Here is a 22,159-nt window from a genome sequence, read left to right on the forward strand (position 1 = left end):
TGGTGCCGACAATAATCTTAATACAAGGATGTGGTTATGGGATACGTATTTGTCTATCTTGCTGCTGTGGTCATATTTTTGGGCGTTGATGCGGTTTGGTTAACGACCATGAAAGGGGCTTTTTATGAGGCACGTATCGGTCACTTATTGGCTGATGAGCCAAATATGGTCGCCGCAGGTGTGTTTTATATGTTTTACATATTGGCGCTTTGTATATTGGTTCTGTACCCACAAATCAAAGCGGGCACTTCAATCGGTCATATTTTCTTACTCGGTGGCTTAATTGGGCTGATGGCTTATGGGACGTATGACTTTACCAGTTTGGCCCTGTATAAAGGCTTTACCTTAGACACAGCGTTAGTTGACTTTGCTTGGGGTGGTATTTTAACAGGCTCAGTTAGTGCGATGGTTGCTTGGCTTGCTTACCGCTTTCATTGGTTGACCTAAAGTGCTGCCACCACGATCAAGATGACAGTTTACATAACTTAGACCGTTAGTCGACAGATGACTGTTTGAGCTGTGTCGCACGCTACTGTATAACTGATACTCATAATAAATAAGTTTTAGACAATTTGAGGATTGTTATGCCGCAATATAATACCAGCTCGACTGCCAAAAAAGCCCCTTTAAACCATGAGCTGTATATGTCGATACTCATGACACCAGATATGGCGAACTTCATCGGTAACGTCCATGGTGGGGATTTGCTAAAGATGCTTGATCAGGTCGCTTATGCCTGTGCCAGTCGCTATAGCGGTAACTATGTAGTGACCTTGTCTGTGGATCAGGTTATGTTCCGTGAGCCTATCTACGTTGGTGAGTTGGTGACTTTTGCCGCAAGTGTCAATTATGTAGGAAATACCTCAATGGAGATTGGGATTCGAGTCGAAGCAGAAGACGTCCGAGCCCGCACAGTGCGCCATACCAACAGTTGTTATTTTACGATGGTGGCTATTGATGACAATGGCAAGCCGACACCTGCGCCACCGCTTAATATTAAAAATGAGATGCAGCAGTGCCGCGCTGATGCCGCGCTGGAACGTAAAAACTTGCGTATGGAAAGCTCACATCGTCCAAGCTGCGATTTTGGAGAGGGAGATATGATCGGAGAGCGGGATCAATAAAAGCCAGTTTGCATAGAACGGCAAACAACGGCTTAACAGACAGTTTGTCCACCGCGAATCATCTAAAATTACTCCCCACACCCTAAAAATCTACTGACGCTTTATCTAAGAATACGCGAACTTTTATGTCAGTCATTGGGACAGCTAAAGTCAGTCCTACGACATAGTCAGTCTGTTTTGAAGACAGTGGTTAAACAGATGTTATTTTACTGAGGCTATTATGAGTTTGAAGCCATCAAAAGACAATTTACCTAGTCCTGCTACTCATCAATCCACGCCGCACACGAGGCGTTCTCGTGGTATAAGCCAGATCAACATTGACCGCACTTCTACTGCTCTGACTCATTCGGACTCTAATGGTTCTTCTGAAACCGTACCAAACAAAGATAAGCAACACTCTGGCTCATTGGTGACGGTGTTGATTGCCGTTGGGGCAAACCTTATCATTGCGATTGCAAAAACCATAGCAGCATTCATGACTGGTTCTGCTTCTATGATAGCGGAGTCCGCTCACTCTTGGGCCGATGCAGGCAATGGCACATTATTAATTGTCGCTGAAAAAAAAGCCGTCAAACCGGCGGACGCAAACCATCCGCTAGGCTACGGTAAAGAATCCTACGTTTGGTCAATGATTGCCGCTTTTGGCGTTTTTATGGCAGGCTCTATTGTGTCTATTTATACGGGCATCACTGAGTGGAACGCACCAGAGAGTGAGACCAATTATACGATTGGTTTTATTATATTGGCCGTAGCTTTTGTCCTTGAAGGATTTTCTTTAGTACAAGCTTACCTCCAAAGTAAAAAGCACGGTGAAGCAATTAATATCAGCGCCATCGGTTATGTGGTCGATACGTCAAACCCAACACTACGCGGCGTATTTTTTGAAGATTTGGCTGCTGTGATTGGTTTGGTTATTGCTGCGGCAGCGATGGGCATGCATGCTTATACAGGTCAGCCGTTTTGGGATGCATTAGGTTCTATTATCGTGGGGCTACTACTAGGCGTGGTGGCTATCTTTCTGATCAGTCGTAATCGGGATTTCTTGGTGGGTTATAAAGTATCAGATAGAATACATACCTACGTATTGAGTGAGCTGCTCAATCATCCAGACATTGATAGCGTCTCGTACCTACATTTAGAATGGGTAGGTCCCAAAAAAATATTTATGGTGGCGGCAGTAGACATCGCGGGTAATCAAAAAGAAAAAGAGATCGCGCAAAAATTTGAAGACATTGAGAACCAGTTCCGTGCCAATCCCCTGTTTCAAGAGGCTATTTTAACACTCTCGGCACCCAGTGCTGACGTACTGAATTTATCTAGCCGCTAAATCACTAAAGTAAAAGCACGACTGACATGCTTAATAGCGAGAGTGTTCTATGAGATACCGTCTACAGGCAGTTATTAAAAACACGAGTATGTGTCTGCCCATCACGCAAGTATTGAGCAGGGCACTATGGATGGCGCTGATAGTAGGTAGCCTGACACAAGCGAATGCTGAACTGATTATTCATAGTGAGCCTACTCAGCAGCAAGTAATAGCTTCTAAGCAGACAGAGGCGTTTAATAGTGATGTCTTTACAAGGCGGGTGGTTAATCGGAGTCATAACATGACTGCACCGACGGATGCGTCTGTCATTAAGTTGATGCAAGTGATGCACATCGATGAGCAAATAAAATCTATCGTCAAAGGGCAAAAAGCCACTATCGAAGCCATTCACGAACAAGCCCAAAATAGAAAACATTTACCAGAAAATAAAGCGTCAAGTACGCGCCAGCGTGAGCTGCAAGAACAAATACAAAATGTTTTGGGTCAATACAGCAAAATAATGACCGAGAGTATTGGTGAAGCAGCTAATGAGCAAACATTGACCCAAGCTTACGTCAATGCGGCGAAGACTTATTACACGCAGGCAGAAGTCGATGCCCAGATCGGGTTTTACGATACGGTAATCGGTCAAAGTGTTTTAGCCAAGCAGCCACAAATCACGGCAGATTTTTTAAAGCAATCACTACCGGACGATACTAGCGAAGCTGAAAGGCAGTTAGAAGCATTACTGCCGCAGATGAAACAAATTATCAAAGGTATCTTTTAGTTAGTGGAAGTCTGAAAGGTTTATACGTGATTTTCCGGAATTCGGCTAGTATCAGGCGTTAAAAGTCAGACGTTAAAAAAAAGCTCAGACGCATCTAAAAAAGGTCGCCTATTTTAGGCGACCTTTTTTGTGTTTTATCTTTTATCACGCTCATCTTTCAATAATTTAGATTATGAAAGCTTATTTTTTTGGCGCATTGGCACCAATGAACCACGCATCTTTATCGATGATACGGCTTACTTCTGTCAGTACGTCAGCGGTATCTTCGTCTCCGGCTTCGCCTGCAGTATCGATCGCTTCGCGTAGTGAGGCGGCGATTGTTTTATAGCGGTTGGTAAGCTCACGGACATGTTGATCGACTTCGGTAATATCAGTAGGATAAGTTTCCAAAATAGAATCTTCAACCACACGCTTTGAGATCCCATTTGCTTTGCCGCCCAAGATAACAATACGTTCAGCCACAGTGTCATAGCCCTCTGTCAAACGCTCATAAGTATCGTCTAATAGCTGATGCACACCGATAAAGCCTGTGCCTTGTAGGTTCCAGTGGCACTGCTTACTGTCCATGCTTAAGTCAATTAGATTTGCTAAATTAGCGTTTAGCAGATCAACCATTTTTTTGGCAGTTTCATCATTAATACCACTTGCGTAACGTTCTCTCATATTTTACTCCGTTATATCGTTATTTTATTGAATGGAATGTCTAACTTGTTTTTATTGATATTTTACGTCGGTACTGCTTGTTGATTCGTTATAAATCATACCAGCTTAAATAGGGTATGAAACCCTTAAGCGTTATGCTTTGTTAGGTGGTCGTGTAATGAGTTTGTTAACCATGAAAAGCTTTGTAAATGGAGTGGATGCTATGGGCGTTTTATATAACTATCTTAGGCACACTTAGCAGTAATGCTTTTATGGATAGTGCTGTTATAAAGGGTACGCTTATAAAGGGTGTGCTTATAATTAAGAGTCACTTTATACGCTTAGATACGGGTTCGTATTTCCCACGGCAAGTCATAGACAAAGCCTATAACCATCCTTTTAACCATCCTTTAAAAATCCATATTCAGACCCCATATTGTTATAAACTTTTAAAAGAAGTAAGCCATTATGCGAATGCCTGAACCGCGCTCGTCGCGTCAGTTAAACCAATTGGCCACTCAGCTCCAAGGCGAGGCTGAAATTAGTGGTGTTAATGCGTCAGGGACGCAAATATCGAGTCGTGCCTTTGAGATGGTGACGGATTTTGAACCAGCAGGCGATCAGCCCCAAGCGATTGAAAAGCTCGTTGGCGGTATCAATTCTGGAATGGATGAGCAGTTGCTACTGGGTGTGACTGGTTCTGGTAAAACCTATACGATGGCAAAGGTTATCTCTGAGTGTCAACGGCCGACCATTATCATGGCGCACAACAAGACGCTCGCCGCGCAGTTATATGGCGAGTTTAAGTCATTTTTCCCCAATAACGCGGTTGAATATTTCGTCAGTTATTATGACTACTATCAGCCTGAAGCTTATGTCGCCGCTAGTGATACCTTTATCGAAAAAGACAGCGCCATCAACGATCACATTGACCAGATGCGCTTGTCAGCCACGCGTGCCTTGTTAGAGCGCCGTGATGCGATTATTGTCGCCTCGGTATCGTGTATCTATGGTTTGGGTGATCCAGAAAGTTATCTAAAAATGCTGCTACATGTGGTCGTTGGTGATCAGATAGATCGTACGGCGACGATTAAACGTCTGGTCGAAATGCAATACACGCGTAACGAGCTGGACTTTGGCCGTGGTACGTATCGCTTGCGCGGTGAGCTACTCGATATCTATCCTGCTGAATCTGAACAACTGGCTGTACGTGTGCACTTATTTGACAATGAAGTGGAAAAAATCACATGGTTTGATCCGTTGACAGGAAAAACCGTGCGTAGCGTGCCACGCATTACGATTTATCCCAAGTCACATTATGTGACACCGCGTAATAAGCTAGAAGCGGCGAGCCACACCATTCGTGAAGAGTTAGAGCCACGTTTGGAGTATTTCCGTGATAATAATAAGCTGGTTGAAGCGCAGCGTCTTAAAGAGCGGACGCAATATGATCTAGAGATGATTCAGCAGCTTGGCTACTGTAACGGTATCGAAAACTACTCGCAGCATCTGTCTGGTCGTCCATCAGGAGAAGCGCCGCCGACGTTGTTTGATTATATTCCAGAGGATGCGCTGCTATTCCTTGATGAGTCGCATGTGACTGTCTCGCAGATTGGCGCGATGTATAAAGGCGATAGATCCCGTAAAGAGAACTTAGTCAATTATGGGTTTCGTCTACCAAGTGCGATGAATAACCGTCCCATGAAGTTTGAAGAATGGGAGCGTATCAAACCCAAGACCATTTATGTGAGTGCGACGCCTGCGTTGTATGAGTTAGAGCATAGCGAACAAGTCGTCGAGCAGGTGGTACGTCCCACGGGCCTGATCGATCCTGAGATTGAGATACGTCCTGTGTTGACGCAGGTCGATGATGTGCTATCCGAGATTACCAAGCGCCGCGAAAAAGATGAGCGCGTACTGATTACCACTTTGACCAAACGCATGTCAGAGGACTTGACCAGTTATCTAAAAGAATATGACGTCAAAGTGGCGTATTTGCATTCAGATATCGATACGGTTGAGCGTATGCAGATTATTCATGAGCTGCGCACTGGCGTCCATGATGTCTTGGTGGGTATTAACCTGTTGCGTGAAGGCTTGGATATGCCAGAGGTGTCATTGGTTGCTATATTTGATGCAGATAAAGAGGGATTTTTGCGCTCTGAGCGCTCACTCATTCAGACCATTGGCCGTGCTGCGCGTCACTTAAATGGTAAGGCCATTCTCTATGCCGATCGCATCACACCAAGTATGCAAAAAGCGATAGATGAGACTGACCGTCGCCGTGACAAGCAGATTGCTTTTAACCTTGAGCATAATATCACGCCAAAAGGCGCGCGCCGTAGTATCACCGATAAGATTGATACGGGTGAAAGCTTGGATGCCAATGACAATCAAGCCATTCCAGTTAAGAGTAACCTGCCTGATGTCGATATTAATATCTTGCGTAGTCCGGATTTATTGGCCAAAGAGATTAAGCGTCTGGAAAAACAGATGCAGCAAATGTCTCGTGACTTAAAGTTTGAAGAGGCGGCAAAAACGCGTGATAAGGTGCTTGAGCTTAAAGCGCATTTAATCTAGCCGTTTAGTTTGGATGGTATTTAGAAGTAAAAGAGGTGAGTTGCCCAGTTTGTGACTCACTTTTTTGTGTCAATGTTTTGTGTGGCTTAAAAGCTGGCTAGTATCTGAAACAGCACCCGATATCTACGAAGAGAACGGACATTGACAGTACATTTTTACTAACATCAAACGCAGTTTTACATATCCCACCTTAAAAAATGCCTACGTATCTTATAGGCTAAATACATAAGGCACGAGCGACAAAGCATACAGATAAATGCTAGACGTGGATTACAAAGTCAGGCGTGCTAACGTATTTTATAAATTTTTAAGTGAAGGAACGGTCTATGTTTGATATCAAATCGTTTTTTAAACGAGAAGTAGAAAAGAAGCTCATTGATGTAGATGATTATATTTTTATGCCTGAGCGCGTCGAGATGGAGCTTGAAGGCGGTCTACTAAACTGCGTGTTAAATAGTGATGGTCGTGTCGATATTTTTTATAGCAAAGAAGGGGTGACAGAAGTAAGCTCAGCATCACGTAAACATCCTTTTACCTCATTTGAGACTGAGCTGAATCATGGTGTTTATGATGATGTCATCGATGATCTGATCAAAGAAGTGAGCAAAATTATCGATGGCTCTTCCAAGTATTTTCGTCGAAATAAGGTATTGCCTTCTACCGCCGCTTTACCCTCTAAGCCACCTACTGACCTATGATATGAGCGGTACTAAAAATTGTAGAAACAAAAGGGAGCGTTACATTTCACGTCTCCCTTTTTTTGTATTTTATAGCGACTTATTTAGTAAAACTTGCGTAGCAGCTTTGTAGGGACTTTGCGACGACTCTCGCTACCAGCTGCGTGCGATATTGCGAGTCTATAGCAGCATTTCCAAGTTCCACAATGGTGACTTGCTGCGGTGCTTGCTCACTGACACAGCCGCAAACATTACTCTTTACCGCTTCTTCTTGTGTTTCAGTCATGGCCACACTCGCAATACGCCATGCGTTTTGTTTCTCAATTTGGCTACGGCACTGATTGTCAATGGCTGCTTTAAAGACGTTCATACCAATCTCGTTTGCTGTACCGATAGCGTTACCTGTACTGTTATTAACACCACCTGTCGTGGTACAGCCAGTTAAGGCAAAAGTGGCGAGTAAGAGAGTAGAAGCAACGTATTTTTTCATAGGAAAGTCCTTTAAGTTTTTTGAGTGGAAATCAAAAGCGCGCTGTTTGAAAACGTTTGTGATTATTGCATATTTTTAACCGCGTTATTCATAACTTACACAGGAAAAACAATAGGATTTATGATGTCATCCTAATTAAGCGTCAGTCTTAGCAGTTCTAGCGTTAGGCAATAAAAAACCAGTTAAGACTTAAAGTCTTAACTGGTGAACATGATGCAGCATTGACTAACTGTGGTTAGACATTTTTACCGTGTTGCTTTTTTTGGATGTCTTTGGCCAATTTATAGCAGTCATTGATGTGGTCGTTGGCGATTTTCTTAAAGATGGTGTAACCCATCGTTGCGGCAACCAGTTGTCCGCCTAGTGGAACAAACTTCGTTACTTGTTTGGCTGCGATACGACCACCGAAAGTTTGAATGGTTTTTTTGACGAGGCCACGTGTCGCCATGAGACCCGCAAAGTCTACCGTACGATCCTTAACCGCACGCCAGTGGACTTCTTTTGATTGTAAGTCAATCGCTGATTTGCGATCTTCAATCAAACCAAAACGTTCACTGATCTCAGGGACAAGCTGGGTGAGCATGCCCGCATCAACTGCGACATCAAAAAATGGCACCGGTACAATAGCCACACCAGCTGACACTCTAGCACGCTTCTTTACTAACTTTTGGCATTCTTTTTTGACTTTATCAAGGTCTAGATTTGGATCAATGGTGTCTGGTAGTTTTTCAGCGAGTGGTGTCGTTTTCATAGGATTTCCTTATAAAAAATTGATTAAAATAGAGAACAAATACTTCAGATGACTCCTATTCTATGGATTTATAAGCGGCATACAATCATAGCTTTGTAGCAAAATGCAGAAAATTACGTCACTATGCACCGTTTTTGTAAGTACGAGGTGATCTTATGGACTGAGACGTTAAAAATTGTCGTTGTGAGCCTCTCGTAAAGCCAGTAGAATACGTCCATGCTAAATTTAACTCCCCGCTATACCCATACTCGCATTGACGAGTTGCCTGTCGCGTTGCAACCACTTGCTGCCCAATCATTAACGCTTGCTCGTCTGTACGCAGGCCGCGGTATCACTGAACTTACCGAGCTTGATACGGGACTATCTGGTCTGTTGCCCGCTGAGATGCTGCACGGTGTCACAGAAGCGGTACGTCTACTAGATGAGGCGATTGATGCCCAACAGCGCATCTTAATCGTTGGTGACTTTGACTGTGATGGCGCGACCAGCACGGCGCTGATGATGCGCGCGCTCACAAAAATGGGCGCGGTGGTTGATTTCTTAGTACCGGATCGCTTCAAATACGGCTATGGTTTGACACCAGAGATTGTTGAGTTGGGTATCGAAACTTATCAGCCGGACATGATAGTGACGGTAGACAACGGCATTTCTAGTCATGAGGGCGTGGCGCGCGCGCAGGCAGATGGTATAACGGTCATTATTACTGACCATCATCTAACGACGAAAGAAACACCGCCTGCAGAGGCCGTGGTCAATCCCAATCAGCTTGATTGCAGCTTTACCAGTAAGGCGCTGGTTGGGGTAGGCGTGGCCTTTTATGTGCTCGGGCGACTGGCCAAACTGCGCCGTACAGCTGGCAAGTCTACGGTACAAGTCAGTCAGTACTTAGACTTAGTGGCGCTTGGTACGATTGCTGATGTTGGTGTGCTGGATAAAAACAACCGTATCTTAGTGCATCATGGACTTGCTGCTATTCGCCAAGGACGTTGCTGCTTAGGCATCTTAGCCTTATTAGAACAAGCCGGACGTGACCCCAAGCAATTACACGCACAGGATTTTGGTTTTGTCTTAGGTCCGCGTATCAACGCTGCTGGACGTATGGATAACATGCGTATCGGGATTGAGTGTTTATTGACTGAAGATTGGGGCACTGCGCAGCGTCTAGCACAGGAGCTTGAGCAGCTAAATCGTACCCGTCGTCAAGTAGAAGGCGAGATGCGCACACAAGCTGACAGTATTGTTCAAACATTGGCTGATGGTGTTGATACTGACACTGATGAAAGTCGCGATGTTATCGTTCAGAGTAAGCCTGAGAAAAAAGCCGTCAACGATCATAAGCGTAGTATTGTTTTGTACCAAGATGACTGGCATCAAGGCGTGATTGGCATTGTCGCTGGTCGTTTAAAAGAAAGTCATTATCTACCCAGCATTGTTTTTGCGCCAGCAGACACACAGCGTACGGGCGATGACGATGCCATCAAAGGCTCAGCGCGTTCTATCGCTGGCGTGCATATTCGTGATGCGATTGAACAAGTCGCTGAGCGTTACCCCGATCTTATCAGTCACTTTGGTGGACACGCGATGGCCGCAGGCTTGACCCTTAAGCGCGGGAATTTTGAGGCATTTGTAGCAGCTTTTGATGAAGTCATGTCGCAGATGAATGATGACGTGTTTGCAGAGCAGAAATTCACCGATGGCCCATTACAAGCGAGTGACTTTAGCTTGTGGTTTGCAGAGCAGTTAGCTGATGCCAATATTTGGGGGCATGGTTTTGCGCCGCCGATATTTGATGGCGTGTTTGAAGTGTTGAGTTTTAAGGTGTTAAAAGACAAGCATCTCAAGCTATCGCTGCGTTATCCTGATGTACAGTATCCGATTGAGGCGATTTATTTTAATTTTGATAGCAGCGTTTGGGATTACCGCGCCAAACAAGTGCATGTGTTATTTCAGTTGGACATCAATGAATGGAATGGCAAACAAAGCTTGCAGCTGATGGTCAAAGACTTGGCGGTGGTAGAAAAGACCTAAGAGCTTCATTATTTTTAAAGTGAAGTGCTTTTAATACTTCCATTCCAATGTCGGAAACTGCCAATCATAGCGTATCGCGAGCATGCGTAAGGTAAAGATCGTACTCATAGTCGCGATATCCGTAACCCAAGCGGTCACACCAAGATGGTGTAGGACAAAATAGAGAATGCCGCCAGTCAATGCAGCGGTAATATAAATCTCTTGCTGTAACACCAGCGGAATCTCGTTGCAAATCATATCGCGAATGATGCCGCCCACCACAATGGTAATGACACCTAGCAGTAAGGCCACCGGAACATTTGCCCCCATGCCAACGGCAACCTTGATACCAATTAACGTAAAAGCGGACAGGCCAATGGTATCTGAGAGTTTGAGGAATTTATCGACGCGGCGAGAGTTAGGGTGAAAAAATATTTGCATCACTAAAGAAGATATAGTGATGACGGTAAGGTAGCTCATGTCTACCATCCAAAATAATGGATGACGATTTAAAATGACGTCTCGCACTGTGCCGCCACCGATAGCGGTCACAATGGACACCAGTAAGCAGCCGAACACATCAAAGTTTTTGTGCTTGGCCAGTATTGTGCCCGACACACTACAAGCGACAATGCCGATCATGTCAAACAAGTAAATCAAAGAGCGCGGGTCAAAGGTGGTGATCAGTGCTGCAGGGTCCAATGCGATAGCCAACATGCGCAAATCTCACTCATTGTGAATATTATCAAGCGGTAGGGGGAGCACTAAGCGTAAACCCATTCTACAGTGGTGTTAAACGCCTTTTATGCCACCAAGCGAATAGAGGGCAGATGCCAATCAAATCTAAGCGCTAGCATCCGCACTGCAAAGATAACAAATAGCATAATGAACTCATTGATACCAGCGTTGACACCGAAGGATTGTAAAAGTAAATATGTGACAGATCCTGCAATGCTGGCAGTGATATAAATCTCACGCTGTAGTACCAGCGGTATCTCATTACAGATAATGTCGCGTAGCAGACCACCGACAATGGCCGTCCAAACACCCATCATAATAGCGATGATAGGGGACATGTCCTGCGTCAATGCCACCTTAAAGCCAATCACACTAAAAGCTGCCAGTCCAATGGCGTCAAAGAGTTTAAGGGCATTATCAATTTTATGATACAGGTGAAAGAACATCTGTAGTATCAGTGATGTCACTGTAATGACGATCACATAATTGAGATCCGTCATCCAAAATAGTGGATGACGATCAAGCGCCATATCACGCAGCGTACCACCACCGATGGCATTGACCATAGAAACCAAGATGCAGCCTGAGATATCCAAACCTTTGTGTTGAGCCAGTAGCGTCCCTGCTATCGCGCAAGCAATCACGCCCACCATGTCTAACAAATATAATAGAATATCAGGAAAAATCAAATCATTAACCATGGTTATGTTGCCAAGTAGCGCCCATCAAAGTGGCTTGAGTATGTGTTTTAAACGGAACGTATATTGAGAGGTTATACCGATAGTGTAAAAAGAAGTGGCTCAGTATCAGGCCACTGTTTATCCATCTTTTGCAAACAGTATGAGTCCTACGATAATCAGTCCGATCCCAATCAAGCCCATGGCCGATGGTATGGTGTTGTTGAGCAATAACATGCCCCCAATTAAGGCGAATATCACCTCACTGGCTTGTGTTGCATCAACGCCAGCCACTTCACTTGACGTTTCTGCTTTTTCGCGAGCATACAAAAAAATACTGGTTGCTGCTACTCCGGCCAATAAAGCGACAAGTAACGTGTTGAATAGTTGGGAAGTGTCTGGCAAATCAGGGCGCACTATAATGCCTAAAACCAGCCAAAATGGCAAACTCCCAAGCGTCATTAACCACACTTTGTTAAAAGCGTTTTGCAGTAAAGTGGTTTCAATCGCTGGTATGCGCGCGATAAGACGTTGTAAAAATGAGTTAGGCAAGGCTTGATTAGAGGAGGTGATGCGTACGGGGCCGGCTACGTCTGGCATATGATCTATGTCAGTCGATAAAACAGGGGCTTCGGTGATCAGTGCGCTGGTGTGCTCGCCGATATCACTTTGCTGAATAGGCGCTTCTTTGGTAGACAGCAGCTCAGCGCTACGATGACGTGCATTATAAGAGACTTGCCAAACCAGCTGATTGCCAATGGGGTAGCTAAAGGCTGCCACTAGCGCCGGTATGGCACCGTACAGTAGCATGTCCGTCATGGGCGCTGCCTGACTGTCCAATAACGAGGCAGCGTGCAGTCCTTCACTAACATTCACCAGCACGACACCGACAAACACTAACAGCGCATAGACAATGAATTTTTTATCAAAACGCTGCCCAAACGCCAGTAATACGAGTAGGCTTGCGACCACTGTAAACATAAAAGTCGCGGCAACAACCCAGCCAGCAACATGGTCAGCAGCATAGCAAATACCCGTATAAAATATACCAAAGCCAATACTGCCAGTAATGCACCAAAAACCCCAATGTTGACGAAAAATAGCCATCAGCGCCTTGATACGACCCGCGCCATGCTGCATCCCAATAAGGGCTGTGAGAATCAACCACATAAAAGCGTAACGTAGGCTTGCAGACCAAAACCAGTGCCCACCAGCTGCACTCATAAGCTCGTTTAGGACAAACGTTGAACTAAAGAACGCACCCGCCAATAAGCCCAATAAAATGAGTTTGATCATACCTACGCCCTTATCCTTGGCTTATTATTGATTAATAGTGGCTGTTTAACGGTTAGTGTGCTATTTACCTTTGGCGTCTGCCCAAATGATTTTGTGCAGTTGCAACTGAAAGCGTACAGGCAGGGCATCAGCCAATATCCATTCTGCAAGGTCGCGCGCCAATACGGGCACATCGGGGCCAGTGTCTTCATTGACATCATCTGCGATATTGAACATTGGAGAAAACCACACCGTGCCCACCAATTCATTGAGCTTGTGTTCAGACAGTTTGGTTTTCGCCCAGTTATAATCCTCACGATTCATGATGACAAACTTAATCTGGTCATGCTGTGTGAGGTAGTCGAGGTTTGACCATAAGTTTTTATCGGCTTCGCCTGAGCTTGGTGTTTTGAGATCCATCACTTTACTCACGGCCGTTGGTACATTTTCTACCGTGAGGGCGCCAGCTGTTTCAAGGGAGATCTCATAGCCATCGCTCAGCAAGCGTTTGATCAAGGCAATGGCGTTCGGCTGAGCCAATGGTTCGCCGCCCGTCAGACAGATACGTTTACAAGGATAGCGTTTGATCGTCGTTATAATGGTGTCCAATGATTGACGCTCGCCGCCTATAAAGGCGTATTCGGTATCGCAATAGACACAGCGCAGCGGACAGCCAGTGAGGCGCACAAATATCGTTGGTAAGCCTGACGTTAGCGCTTCACCTTGTAATGAGTAAAAGATTTCTGTTAAACGTAGACCCGCTTCAGGGTCAGTGACAGGAATGGTAGATGTGCGTAGTAGTGACTCACTCATAATATTTTCAAATACAGTTAATGTTGACAACGCGATTAAGCATTCATCACTCTTAATAAAAGACAGTTTATAGATTGTACCGTGCTAGGTTTTAATAAAACCAAAATAAAAAGCGGATTATAACGTAATGCCTTATATTAAGCTGCAAAAAAGATGCGGGAGTCATTCTCCAGCATCTTTTTTTGTTAAAAATAAAGATCGTACTTGGGAGGGGTTTAGTCCAAACGCAACAACTCATTTACAGCGGTTTTTGCGCGGGTCTGTGCATCCACTTTTTTCACGATGATAGCGGCGTATAAGCTGTGCGTGCCATCTTCTGAAGGTAAGCTACCTGGTACCACAACTGAGCCTGCTGGTACGCGGCCACGATGAATCTCACCCGTTTCGCGGTCATAGATGCGCGTAGATTGACCGATATAGACGCCCATAGAGATAACAGCGCCTTCTTCTACGATCACGCCTTCAACGATCTCAGAGCGTGCACCGATGAAGCAGTTGTCTTCGATTATAGTTGGATTGGCTTGTAATGGCTCTAATACACCACCGATACCAACGCCACCTGATAAATGCACGTTTTTACCGATTTGAGCACATGAGCCCACCGTTGCCCACGTATCTACCATCGCCCCTTGATCAACGTAAGCGCCAATATTGACATAAGATGGCATGAGTACAGCGCCTGCTGCAATGTATGAGCCTTTACGAGCTACCGCTGGCGGGACAACACGTACGCCTGCTTCTTTAAATTGGGCTTCAGTCCAGTTGGCAAACTTAGTTGGTACTTTGTCATAAAACTGTACGTGCTCACCAGCTGCTTGAACGTAGTTGTCGTTGAGACGGAACGAGAGTAAGACAGCCTTTTTTGCCCACTGATTGACGACCCATTCGCCGTCCTTTTTTTCTGCAACCCGTAAGCTGCCGTTGTCTAGTTGCTCAAGCACTTGCTCGATGGCATCACGCACGTCTTGTGGCATATTGCTTGGGCTATACTCATTGCGGTTTTCAAAGGCTTGTTCGATGGTTTGCTGTAATGACATAAAGGTTCCTAAGATAAATGGAAGGTAAGTGACAGTAAATATTATAGTTACAGGATGAGTGTGACTTGGACTAAAAACTTGCTTGCCGTATTGTCGCTAATTTGGCGACTTTTAGCAAACGCGTTACACGCAAACGTTGTTGCTAATCTCAACTATCTGACGCATGGCTGTCTAACCACGCCAAGACATCTTGATAGACGATTTGGTTGTCTTTTTCATGTAATGGCTCATGGCGCATGTTTGGATAGAGCTGAATATCGATGCGGCTAAAGTTTTGCTTGTTTAGACGGGTGACAATTTTACGGACCCCTTTGCCCATGTTACCAATTGGATCTTCTGCACCGCTGATAAATAGCATAGGGAAACTTTTAGGAATTGTCACCGCCCAGCCTTTATTCAAACTGGCTTCCATTAAAGCAAACAAGGTCATAAAACCGTTATTGGTAAAATCAAAACCAGTCATAGGGTCGGCTTCATAGGCCTCAATATTCGCCGTATTTGCACTTAACCAAGCAAACTGTGAGGAAGAGGTGCGGTTTTCAAGTTTGCTGTTGAGTACCTTATTCATTGTACTGGCAAACACAGTGTTTGGCTGTCTGGGCGCTACTTTTGCCAGTATTTTATTGACCGGCAGGAGCACTTTGGTTAATGGGTTGGCATCGGCTGTACCCATTAAGATAGCCCCTGTGAAATTGTGGGCGTGATGTTTGAGGACGTTGCGGACAATAAAGGAGCCCATAGAGTGCCCCATGACAAAATGGGGGACGTTAGGATGACGCGCCTTTAAGCTATCGGCCATGACTATGACGTCTTTTAATAGCGATTGTACAGGATGTTCCTCACCGAAAAAGCCTAAATCTGCTTCTGTTTTAATGGTTTGGCCGTGGCCTAGATGATCATAAGTTGCCACTGCGACACCATTGTCTGCTAAAAATTGCGCAAAATTTGCATAGCGGCCGCTGTGTTCTGCCATACCATGCACGATCAGTAACGTGGCTTTTACCGCGGTGTCTTTATGGCTTGGTTCAAAAAAATCATGATGCAAGTAGTGAATGTTATCAGAGGAGAGGATGTGGTCGTTACTTGTATCGGTGTTCATAGCGGTTTCCTTGAAAGGTTTTAAAGGCTTATCATTTTAATTGGTTGTAGGTATTGTGCTTTTAAACAGCTAAACAGTGTTTAAAAAGTCAGCGTATTATACGACGCTTATAATAAATGTTGGTATTGGGCGCTGGTCATTCATTTTACCTTGTTTGAGCGTTTTTCGTCGTGTGCGCACAAATACTGTTTTTGGGGCCACACGTTTTTAGCGCCATAAAGGTGATAAACAATGTAGCGACAAAGCGTTATTGGGTCAATGCTATTTAAGACAATTGTGCTTGCGCCATTGTTTGTATGGCATCTATTTAACTTGTGTGCCACTTATCGCCACGCTTTTAAAGCGGCGCTCGCTTAATACCCATAGAGTCAAGCAAGCGTCAATTGAACCATAAAATTGATTTATTCTAAATACGCCATGTGTGGTGACGTGCTGTGAAAAACTAGTCTTGTTGCTGCTTACCTCGTGATAAAGGTTTACAACCTACCTGAATTTTGCTTAAATAGTTTAACTAATGAAACGTAGTTCCGCTTAGCAGAACAATACGATTGGTGATGAGTAAATAATTGGTTTTTTGGCTCAAATCTTCCTGAATATGAGGGATAAGAGTAAAACAAAATAGACTACGGTTTGTTTACGATAAAAATTGCTATATTATTACTCGTCTGTAACGTATTAATAGTGACATATTAAGGCGGCTGGCAGGACTAAATCGACTACTTCAAGGATGAATTCAATGCTCAATTCTTTAAAATCTTCCCTACTTTTATCAGCGATGCTAAGTGCTACGTTAGGACTTACTGCATGCTCATCTCCAAGTTCAGAAAGCAGTGACAGTGCGGCGACAGATAGCTCGGCCACGGACGCTGCCGCCACTGATCAGCTGGATACTAAGTTTCTCACCATCGCTACAGGCGGGGCATCTGGCCCTTACAATATCATCGGTACGTCGTTATCAGAAGTCTACGTCAAAACCTTTGGGGTGAACTCAAAGACGCAAACCACAGGCGCTTCGGTAGAAAACGTCAATCTACTGACCCAAGGTAAAGTCGACATGGTATTGGCGCTGAGTGATGTGGTCACAGACGCGGTCGAAGGCAAAAACAACTTTGATCAGCCGATCAACAATATCCAACAGCTGGCTGTTCTTTACCCTAATGTGGTGCAGATCGTTACAACTAAAGATTCTGGCATCAAAAATATTGAAGACTTGAGAGGCAAGCGCATTGCGGTAGGCGATCAAGGCTCTGGCACAGAAGTGAATGCACGAACCTTGTTAGAAGGATTTGGTATTACTTATGATGATGTCACGGTTGACTATTTAGGGTTTTCTGAAGCTGCTGATGGCATGAAAGCAGGGAAAATTGAGGCGGCCTTCTTTAGTAGTGGTCTGCCAAACTCGTCGCTCATGGAGCTAGAGCAAGGCTTAGACTTACAGCTGATCACCATTGACCAAGACAAGCTAAAAGAGATCATCGCGACCAAACCGTACTTTAAAACTTTTGAGATTCCTGCGGGCACTTATGGTAATGAAACCGCGATTCCAACCGCTGCCATCATGAATGCGTTGTTGGTCAGCTCTGATTTGTCTGAAGATGATGGCTATAAGCTGACCAAAGCGTTGTTTGATAATTTAGAAGGGCTAAAAACGGCTCACCAAGCGGCCAATGACATCAGCTTAGAAACCGCTCGTGACGGCATGGTTGCTCCTATCCATCCTGGCGCGAAAAAGTACTATGATGAACAAGCCGGCAAGTAAACAGTTAAGGTGGTTAACTGGCGCAGCATTCATTGCGGCGTTGGTTTTTCTTATACTGTGGATGGGCTTGGCAGGTCAGCCTGTGACTGAAGTGCGAGTGGCAGGCACTGAGGGAGAGAATGACAAAGTTTGTTATTTTACTGAGCCTGATTTTCAACTGCGCTGGATTCATTCTGTAGAAAAACAGTGGTGGGAGGAGCAGTACCAACGTCAGAGCGATGGTCTGCTGCTGACCACCACTTATTTTGAAGCTTTTGGTGCCGGGACACCTTCTACCGAAATGCTTGCGCCCATACAAAAACCTGGCTATCTGGGTTATCAAATCAACGAAAAATTGCCACGCCTTAATTGGGTCGTATCGCGACTGACCAAAGGTGAGATTGACTATGGCAACCACCGTGTTTTGATTCATGAGTGGGTGCCAGACTATTCTGAAGTCGTGATCATGCCTCAATCGTATGGTTTAATTGATAGATTTAAAAAGGACTTGTGTCATGAACTCCCAAGTGACGGATCATAACAATGATTTACCCATACACTCCAACACCGACTCTGAAACTAATGTTGACGCTGAACTTGAGGTGCAAGCCCATAATAAAGCCATATTAGAAAAGTATGATCGAGAGTCGATCACGCGGCACATCACTCAAGGACCCGTAAAATACTTTATCGCTGGTATTTGTATACTCTATTCACTTTTTCACTTATATATCACCTTTAACCCAATGCCCGCACTGCTACAGCGCTCGGTACACGTGGGCGTTGGTTTTGCGCTGATTTTTTTGATTTTTCCAGCCAGTAAAAAAAGCAGTCGCAAGCGGGTGGCATGGTATGACTGGATTTGGTTTGCGTTGTCCTTGTCTGGCATGGCTTACTTGATTTATGAATACCAAGATATTGTCACCTCACGTGGGGGCATGGCAAATTCGACTGATGTGATATTTTCGCTGATTACCGTGATTTGCGTGTTAGAAGGCAGTCGCCGTATCACCGGTTGGATTTTGCCGATATTGGCAGGGATATTTTTGGCTTATCCGTTTGTCAGTCATTTAGAATTTATGCCGGATAGACTGTTGACTCGTCCTTATGATATGGGCGATATTTTTGGTCAATTGTTTCTAAAAACGGAAGGGCTGTACTCTGTCGCGATTGGCGCATCGGTGACCTTTATCTTTTTGTTCATACTCTTTGGTGCGTTCTTAGCGCGCTCAGGCATGGGGCAGCTGTTTAATGATTTAGCCCTAGCCATCGCGGGTCATAAAAAAGGTGGCCCAGCAAAAGTAGCTGTTATTTCTAGCGGCTTTATGGGCAGTATTAATGGCTCAGCCTTGTCAAACGTGGTGAGTACGGGTGCCTTTACCATTCCTTTGATGAAAAAAGTTGGTTATCACAAAGACTTTGCGGGTGCCGTTGAGGCAAGTGCGTCTGTTGGTGGACAAATATTGCCACCAATCATGGGTGCTAGTGCGTTCATTATGGCTGAGACGACAGGCTTGCCCTATAGCACGATTGCGCTTGCGGCCCTACTGCCAGCCATATTGTACTATCTGGGCGTGATTGCACAGGTGCATTTTCGCGCTGGACGTCGTGATTTAAAAGGCATTGCTAAAGAAAACTTGCCTGCGGTAAAAGAGGTGTTAAAAGCGCGTGGGCATATGTTACTGCCAATCGTCTTTTTGATTTTCTTGTTAATTAGAAATGTGCCCGTGGGTTATGCGGCCGCTTATACCATTGGTTTTACCGTGGTGATTAGTATGCTGCGTGCCGAAACTCGTATGAGCTTTTCTGACATCTTAGGCGCTTTAGAAGACGGCGCTCGCCAATCGCTTGCGGTAATGGCTGCTTGTGCGGTCGTTGGTATTATCATTGGGGTGGTGAGTTTGACCAGCTTTGGTACAGTGATGACGTCATCTATTGTGACGCTTGGGGCAGGGTCGCTGTTCTTCACGTTGATCTTAACCATGTTAGCGTCTATGGTCTTGGGCATGGGGCTGCCATCGATTCCGGCTTATATTATTACTGCAACCATGGCAGCACCCGCACTGGCAGGCTTTGATATCCCGATTTTATCAGCGCACATGTTCGTCTTTTACTTTGGTATTTTTGCCAATATTACCCCGCCTGTGTGTTTGGCAGCGTTTGCTGGCGCGGGTATCTCTGGCGGTGATCCGATGAAGACAGGGTTTTTATCACTCAAGCTCGCCCTAGCAGGATTTATCGTGCCGTTTATGTTTATCTATAACCCAACGATGCTGATGATAGATCCAACGGATCTGGCAGTAACGGCCAAAGATTTCCCACTGCCGCCTATTATCGATATTATCACAGTGGTGGTGACTTCGATTACTGGCGTGATTGCGCTCAGCTCAGCGCTTGAAGGGTACTTTAAAGGAAGTATGAACACAGTAACTCGCGTTATTTTAACGATTGGCGCGCTGTTACTGATTTATCCGGAGATTACCACGGGTATCGCAGGTGGTGTCATCGTCGTTGCTGTTGCGTTGTTTAATATAAAGACGAGTAAGGCAGCAACACCGACGGTGAGTGTTTGATTTTTAGATGTTGATCAAGTCAAAAAAAAGGGTGAATAACAATGAGCTGTTATTCACCCTTTTTACGTTTGTCAGCAATGTTTTACGGTCAAGCTATTCATTAACAGCCAAGTTTACCTTCGGCTTCTAGTGCCTTTTTGCTACGAATAGGCGCTGGGCAGTCTTCACCGTAGTACTGGCGATCAGCGAAGTAGCTTGAGCGTACCATTGGGCCCGCCCAAATGCTAAAGAAGCCAATCTTTTTGCCGTAATCCATATACCGCTGGAACTCATCAGGATGCACGTAACGATCAACTGGTGCGTGGTTCTTACTAGGTTGTAAATACTGACCAATGGTAATCATGTCAACGTCATGTGCTTTTAGATCATCGAGTAGGGCATAAATCTCTTCTTCAGTCTCACCCAGACCCACCATAAAGCCGCACTTGGTGGCGATATCCGGACGACGCGCTTTATAAATCTTGAGCAAATCGAGTGAATGCTGATAGTCAGAACCCGGACGGAAGGCTTTGTACAAACGTGGCACCGTTTCGATGTTATGGTTAAAGACATCTGGCGCGGTTTCGGTCAATAAGTCTAGCGCGATGTCCATACGACCACGGAAATCTGGCACGAGTATTTCAATCAAGCAGTTTGGACTCAATGCTCTTGACTCGTTCAGTACTTCTACGAAATGGGCTGCACCGCCATCTTTGAGATCATCACGATCGACAGAAGTAATCACGGCATACTTGAGCTGTAGGCCTTGAATGGTCTCAGCCGTATGACGCGGCTCATCGGCATCTAGTGCATTGGGGCGGCCATGTCCGACATCACAAAACGGGCAGCGACGGGTACAGATATCACCCATAATCATAAAGGTGGCTGTACCATCAGCGAAGCACTGCGGCAGGTTAGGGCAGGCCGCTTCTTCACAGACGGTGTAGAGCTTTTGCTCACGCAACGTGGCTTTGATACGGGCAACCTCAGCAGGTGACGACATTTTTACCCGAATCCAATCTGGCTTTTTCTTCGCTTCAACGGTCGGAATCACTTTAATTGGGATACGCGCAACTTTATCGTAGCCACGTAGCTTTTCGCCTTGGATGGCTTTTTTGGGTTTGACCTTAGCGGCAGGTACATGTGTTTGTACGGCAGTTGTCATAATAGAATTATCTCTTAACCCTTTATGGTATAAGGGTTTATGGAATTATCAGAATGTGTTATGAGTGGAGGTATTATAGCAGAAATTTAGGCGTCAATTTTTAATCAATCGTGTTAAGACTACTACGATTAAACTGACGACCATAGTTTTAAATATCTATGTCAATATCTAACTCATTCAGTACATCTATGGCTGCGCGAAACGCTTCTTGGGTGGCAGGTGCGCCGCAGTACGGCAAGCTGTGCATTAATACTTCTCGAATCTCAGCGACGCTAGCCCCATTATTGATGGCACCGCGAATATGGCCTTTTAGCTCATTTGGGCTTTTTTGTGCCACCAAAAAAGCGATGGTGATTAAGGAGCGATATTTGCGCGGCAATACCGAGTCATCTTGCCACGTGCTGCCCCAAGCATGTTCAATGATCCAGTCTTGTAACGGCTGGGTAAAGCCAGTTGCGGCATCAAGTGAGCGTTTGACATGCTGCTCTCCCATGACTTCAGTGCGAACTTGTAAACCATTGTCATAATTGGTGTTATTGTCCATATCATTGTCCCTAATATTTGCTTATAAAATCGATGTTACTACAATATTGCTATGATTTTGCTAAGCCACTTTATCAAAACGATATCTTAAAAAAGAGTATAGCAGTCATACGGTGTTTGTTTAACCACAAACCACGCTTTACCTAGTGTAACGGGCA

At 44.9% G+C, this 22,159-nt stretch carries 21 protein-coding genes; 10 read left to right on the forward strand and 11 right to left on the reverse strand.

Features of this window, described 5'->3' with window-relative positions:
* Positions 1–36 precede the first annotated feature (36 nt).
* The 4 genes from JFC06_RS05845 (at position 37) to JFC06_RS05860 (ending at position 3,217) form a co-directional block, all read left to right on the forward strand.
* Positions 37–447 (forward strand): DUF2177 family protein, encoded by a 411-nt coding sequence (locus tag JFC06_RS05845; protein WP_198334317.1) that lies wholly within the window; start codon positions 37–39, stop codon positions 445–447.
* 137 nt (positions 448–584) lie between these two features.
* The gene (locus JFC06_RS05850; RefSeq protein ID WP_193006244.1) at positions 585–1,124 is read left to right on the forward strand and encodes an acyl-CoA thioesterase; all 540 of its coding nucleotides are present in this window, start codon (positions 585–587) and stop codon (positions 1,122–1,124) included.
* Between the two features lie 220 nt (positions 1,125–1,344).
* Positions 1,345–2,451, forward strand: a complete 1,107-nt coding sequence (locus JFC06_RS05855) for a cation diffusion facilitator family transporter (protein WP_198334318.1) — start codon at positions 1,345–1,347, stop codon at positions 2,449–2,451.
* A 49-nt stretch (positions 2,452–2,500) separates the two neighbouring features.
* Positions 2,501–3,217 (forward strand): DUF2059 domain-containing protein, encoded by a 717-nt coding sequence (locus tag JFC06_RS05860; protein WP_198334319.1) that lies wholly within the window; start codon positions 2,501–2,503, stop codon positions 3,215–3,217.
* A gap of 180 nt (positions 3,218–3,397) precedes the next feature.
* On the opposite strand, the gene dps is transcribed toward JFC06_RS05860, so the two are convergent.
* Positions 3,398–3,880 (reverse strand): DNA starvation/stationary phase protection protein Dps, encoded by a 483-nt coding sequence (gene dps, locus JFC06_RS05865; RefSeq protein WP_193006241.1) that lies wholly within the window; start codon positions 3,878–3,880, stop codon positions 3,398–3,400.
* Positions 3,881–4,327: 447 nt separating this feature from the next.
* Here dps and uvrB point away from each other — a divergent pair, with 447 nt between their 5' ends.
* Entirely contained in the window at positions 4,328–6,439 is a 2,112-nt protein-coding gene (gene uvrB / locus JFC06_RS05870; protein WP_193006240.1) for an excinuclease ABC subunit UvrB, read from the forward strand.
* Between the two features lie 326 nt (positions 6,440–6,765).
* Positions 6,766–7,137 (forward strand): hypothetical protein, encoded by a 372-nt coding sequence (locus tag JFC06_RS05875; protein ID WP_193006239.1) that lies wholly within the window; start codon positions 6,766–6,768, stop codon positions 7,135–7,137.
* 79 nt (positions 7,138–7,216) lie between these two features.
* On the opposite strand, the gene JFC06_RS05880 is transcribed toward JFC06_RS05875, so the two are convergent.
* A complete protein-coding gene (locus tag JFC06_RS05880; RefSeq protein WP_193006238.1) occupies positions 7,217–7,606 on the reverse strand; it encodes a hypothetical protein in 390 nt (129 codons plus the stop codon).
* Positions 7,607–7,841: 235 nt separating this feature from the next.
* A complete protein-coding gene (locus tag JFC06_RS05885; protein ID WP_193006237.1) occupies positions 7,842–8,357 on the reverse strand; it encodes a hypothetical protein in 516 nt (171 codons plus the stop codon).
* Positions 8,358–8,573: 216 nt separating this feature from the next.
* Between JFC06_RS05885 and recJ the strand changes: the two genes are divergently transcribed.
* Positions 8,574–10,385 (forward strand): single-stranded-DNA-specific exonuclease RecJ, encoded by a 1,812-nt coding sequence (gene recJ / locus JFC06_RS05890; protein WP_198334320.1) that lies wholly within the window; start codon positions 8,574–8,576, stop codon positions 10,383–10,385.
* A 30-nt stretch (positions 10,386–10,415) separates the two neighbouring features.
* Here the strand turns inward: recJ and JFC06_RS05895 are convergent, their stop codons facing one another.
* From JFC06_RS05895 to JFC06_RS05920, 6 genes are all read right to left on the reverse strand, one after another.
* Positions 10,416–11,081, reverse strand: a complete 666-nt coding sequence (locus JFC06_RS05895) for a trimeric intracellular cation channel family protein (protein WP_193006235.1) — start codon at positions 11,079–11,081, stop codon at positions 10,416–10,418.
* Positions 11,082–11,167: 86 nt separating this feature from the next.
* Entirely contained in the window at positions 11,168–11,803 is a 636-nt protein-coding gene (locus JFC06_RS05900; RefSeq protein ID WP_193006234.1) for a trimeric intracellular cation channel family protein, read from the reverse strand.
* Between the two features lie 117 nt (positions 11,804–11,920).
* A complete protein-coding gene (locus JFC06_RS05905) occupies positions 11,921–13,075 on the reverse strand; it encodes a multidrug resistance efflux transporter family protein (RefSeq protein ID WP_198334321.1) in 1,155 nt (384 codons plus the stop codon).
* A 60-nt stretch (positions 13,076–13,135) separates the two neighbouring features.
* Complete coding sequence (gene queE / locus JFC06_RS05910) at positions 13,136–13,867, reverse strand: 7-carboxy-7-deazaguanine synthase QueE (protein ID WP_198334322.1); 732 nt, start codon at positions 13,865–13,867, stop codon at positions 13,136–13,138.
* A 215-nt stretch (positions 13,868–14,082) separates the two neighbouring features.
* A complete protein-coding gene (gene dapD / locus JFC06_RS05915; protein ID WP_071001928.1) occupies positions 14,083–14,904 on the reverse strand; it encodes a 2,3,4,5-tetrahydropyridine-2,6-dicarboxylate N-succinyltransferase in 822 nt (273 codons plus the stop codon).
* Positions 14,905–15,052: 148 nt separating this feature from the next.
* Positions 15,053–16,003, reverse strand: coding sequence for an alpha/beta fold hydrolase (locus tag JFC06_RS05920; RefSeq protein WP_198334323.1), 951 nt, complete (start codon positions 16,001–16,003; stop codon positions 15,053–15,055).
* A 736-nt stretch (positions 16,004–16,739) separates the two neighbouring features.
* Between JFC06_RS05920 and JFC06_RS05925 the strand changes: the two genes are divergently transcribed.
* From JFC06_RS05925 to JFC06_RS05935, 3 genes are read left to right on the forward strand one after another with little or no spacing between them, the layout of a single operon-like run.
* Positions 16,740–17,762 (forward strand): TAXI family TRAP transporter solute-binding subunit, encoded by a 1,023-nt coding sequence (locus tag JFC06_RS05925; protein ID WP_193006230.1) that lies wholly within the window; start codon positions 16,740–16,742, stop codon positions 17,760–17,762.
* Positions 17,740–18,282, forward strand: a complete 543-nt coding sequence (locus JFC06_RS05930) for a DUF1850 domain-containing protein (protein WP_198334324.1) — start codon at positions 17,740–17,742, stop codon at positions 18,280–18,282. The genes JFC06_RS05925 and JFC06_RS05930 overlap by 23 nt, the downstream gene beginning before the upstream one ends.
* The gene (locus JFC06_RS05935; protein WP_198334325.1) at positions 18,257–20,314 is read left to right on the forward strand and encodes a TRAP transporter permease; all 2,058 of its coding nucleotides are present in this window, start codon (positions 18,257–18,259) and stop codon (positions 20,312–20,314) included. Before JFC06_RS05930 ends, JFC06_RS05935 begins: the two co-directional genes overlap by 26 nt.
* Before the next feature lie 100 nt (positions 20,315–20,414).
* On the opposite strand, the gene lipA is transcribed toward JFC06_RS05935, so the two are convergent.
* Both lipA and JFC06_RS05945 read right to left on the reverse strand, forming a co-directional pair.
* Positions 20,415–21,458, reverse strand: coding sequence for a lipoyl synthase (lipA, locus tag JFC06_RS05940; protein WP_198334326.1), 1,044 nt, complete (start codon positions 21,456–21,458; stop codon positions 20,415–20,417).
* 148 nt (positions 21,459–21,606) lie between these two features.
* A complete protein-coding gene (locus JFC06_RS05945; protein ID WP_198334327.1) occupies positions 21,607–22,002 on the reverse strand; it encodes a carboxymuconolactone decarboxylase family protein in 396 nt (131 codons plus the stop codon).
* Between the last annotated feature and the right edge of the window lie 157 nt (positions 22,003–22,159).

Origin of the sequence: Psychrobacter namhaensis, from assembly GCF_016107545.1 — a bacterium.
Lineage (GTDB): Bacteria > Pseudomonadota > Gammaproteobacteria > Pseudomonadales > Moraxellaceae > Psychrobacter > Psychrobacter namhaensis.

Bases quoted from the DNA above. Each gene is read 5' to 3' on its own strand.
- JFC06_RS05860 (WP_198334319.1), top strand. From the start codon at position 2,501: ATGAGATACCGTCTACAGGCAGTTATTAAAAACACGAGTATGTGTCTG.
- queE (WP_198334322.1), bottom strand. From the start codon at position 13,867: ATGAGTGAGTCACTACTACGCACATCTACCATTCCTGTCACTGACCCT.
- JFC06_RS05880 (WP_193006238.1), bottom strand. From the start codon at position 7,606: ATGAAAAAATACGTTGCTTCTACTCTCTTACTCGCCACTTTTGCCTTA.
- uvrB (WP_193006240.1), top strand. From the start codon at position 4,328: ATGCGAATGCCTGAACCGCGCTCGTCGCGTCAGTTAAACCAATTGGCC.
- dps (WP_193006241.1), bottom strand. From the start codon at position 3,880: ATGAGAGAACGTTACGCAAGTGGTATTAATGATGAAACTGCCAAAAAA.
- recJ (WP_198334320.1), top strand. From the start codon at position 8,574: ATGCTAAATTTAACTCCCCGCTATACCCATACTCGCATTGACGAGTTG.
- JFC06_RS05935 (WP_198334325.1), top strand. From the start codon at position 18,257: ATGAACTCCCAAGTGACGGATCATAACAATGATTTACCCATACACTCC.
- dapD (WP_071001928.1), bottom strand. From the start codon at position 14,904: ATGTCATTACAGCAAACCATCGAACAAGCCTTTGAAAACCGCAATGAG.
- JFC06_RS05845 (WP_198334317.1), top strand. From the start codon at position 37: ATGGGATACGTATTTGTCTATCTTGCTGCTGTGGTCATATTTTTGGGC.
- JFC06_RS05855 (WP_198334318.1), top strand. From the start codon at position 1,345: ATGAGTTTGAAGCCATCAAAAGACAATTTACCTAGTCCTGCTACTCAT.
- JFC06_RS05945 (WP_198334327.1), bottom strand. From the start codon at position 22,002: ATGGACAATAACACCAATTATGACAATGGTTTACAAGTTCGCACTGAA.
- JFC06_RS05885 (WP_193006237.1), bottom strand. From the start codon at position 8,357: ATGAAAACGACACCACTCGCTGAAAAACTACCAGACACCATTGATCCA.
- JFC06_RS05930 (WP_198334324.1), top strand. From the start codon at position 17,740: ATGATGAACAAGCCGGCAAGTAAACAGTTAAGGTGGTTAACTGGCGCA.
- JFC06_RS05905 (WP_198334321.1), bottom strand. From the start codon at position 13,075: ATGATCAAACTCATTTTATTGGGCTTATTGGCGGGTGCGTTCTTTAGT.
- JFC06_RS05900 (WP_193006234.1), bottom strand. From the start codon at position 11,803: ATGGTTAATGATTTGATTTTTCCTGATATTCTATTATATTTGTTAGAC.
- JFC06_RS05875 (WP_193006239.1), top strand. From the start codon at position 6,766: ATGTTTGATATCAAATCGTTTTTTAAACGAGAAGTAGAAAAGAAGCTC.
- lipA (WP_198334326.1), bottom strand. From the start codon at position 21,458: ATGACAACTGCCGTACAAACACATGTACCTGCCGCTAAGGTCAAACCC.
- JFC06_RS05925 (WP_193006230.1), top strand. From the start codon at position 16,740: ATGCTCAATTCTTTAAAATCTTCCCTACTTTTATCAGCGATGCTAAGT.
- JFC06_RS05850 (WP_193006244.1), top strand. From the start codon at position 585: ATGCCGCAATATAATACCAGCTCGACTGCCAAAAAAGCCCCTTTAAAC.
- JFC06_RS05920 (WP_198334323.1), bottom strand. From the start codon at position 16,003: ATGAACACCGATACAAGTAACGACCACATCCTCTCCTCTGATAACATT.
- JFC06_RS05895 (WP_193006235.1), bottom strand. From the start codon at position 11,081: ATGTTGGCTATCGCATTGGACCCTGCAGCACTGATCACCACCTTTGAC.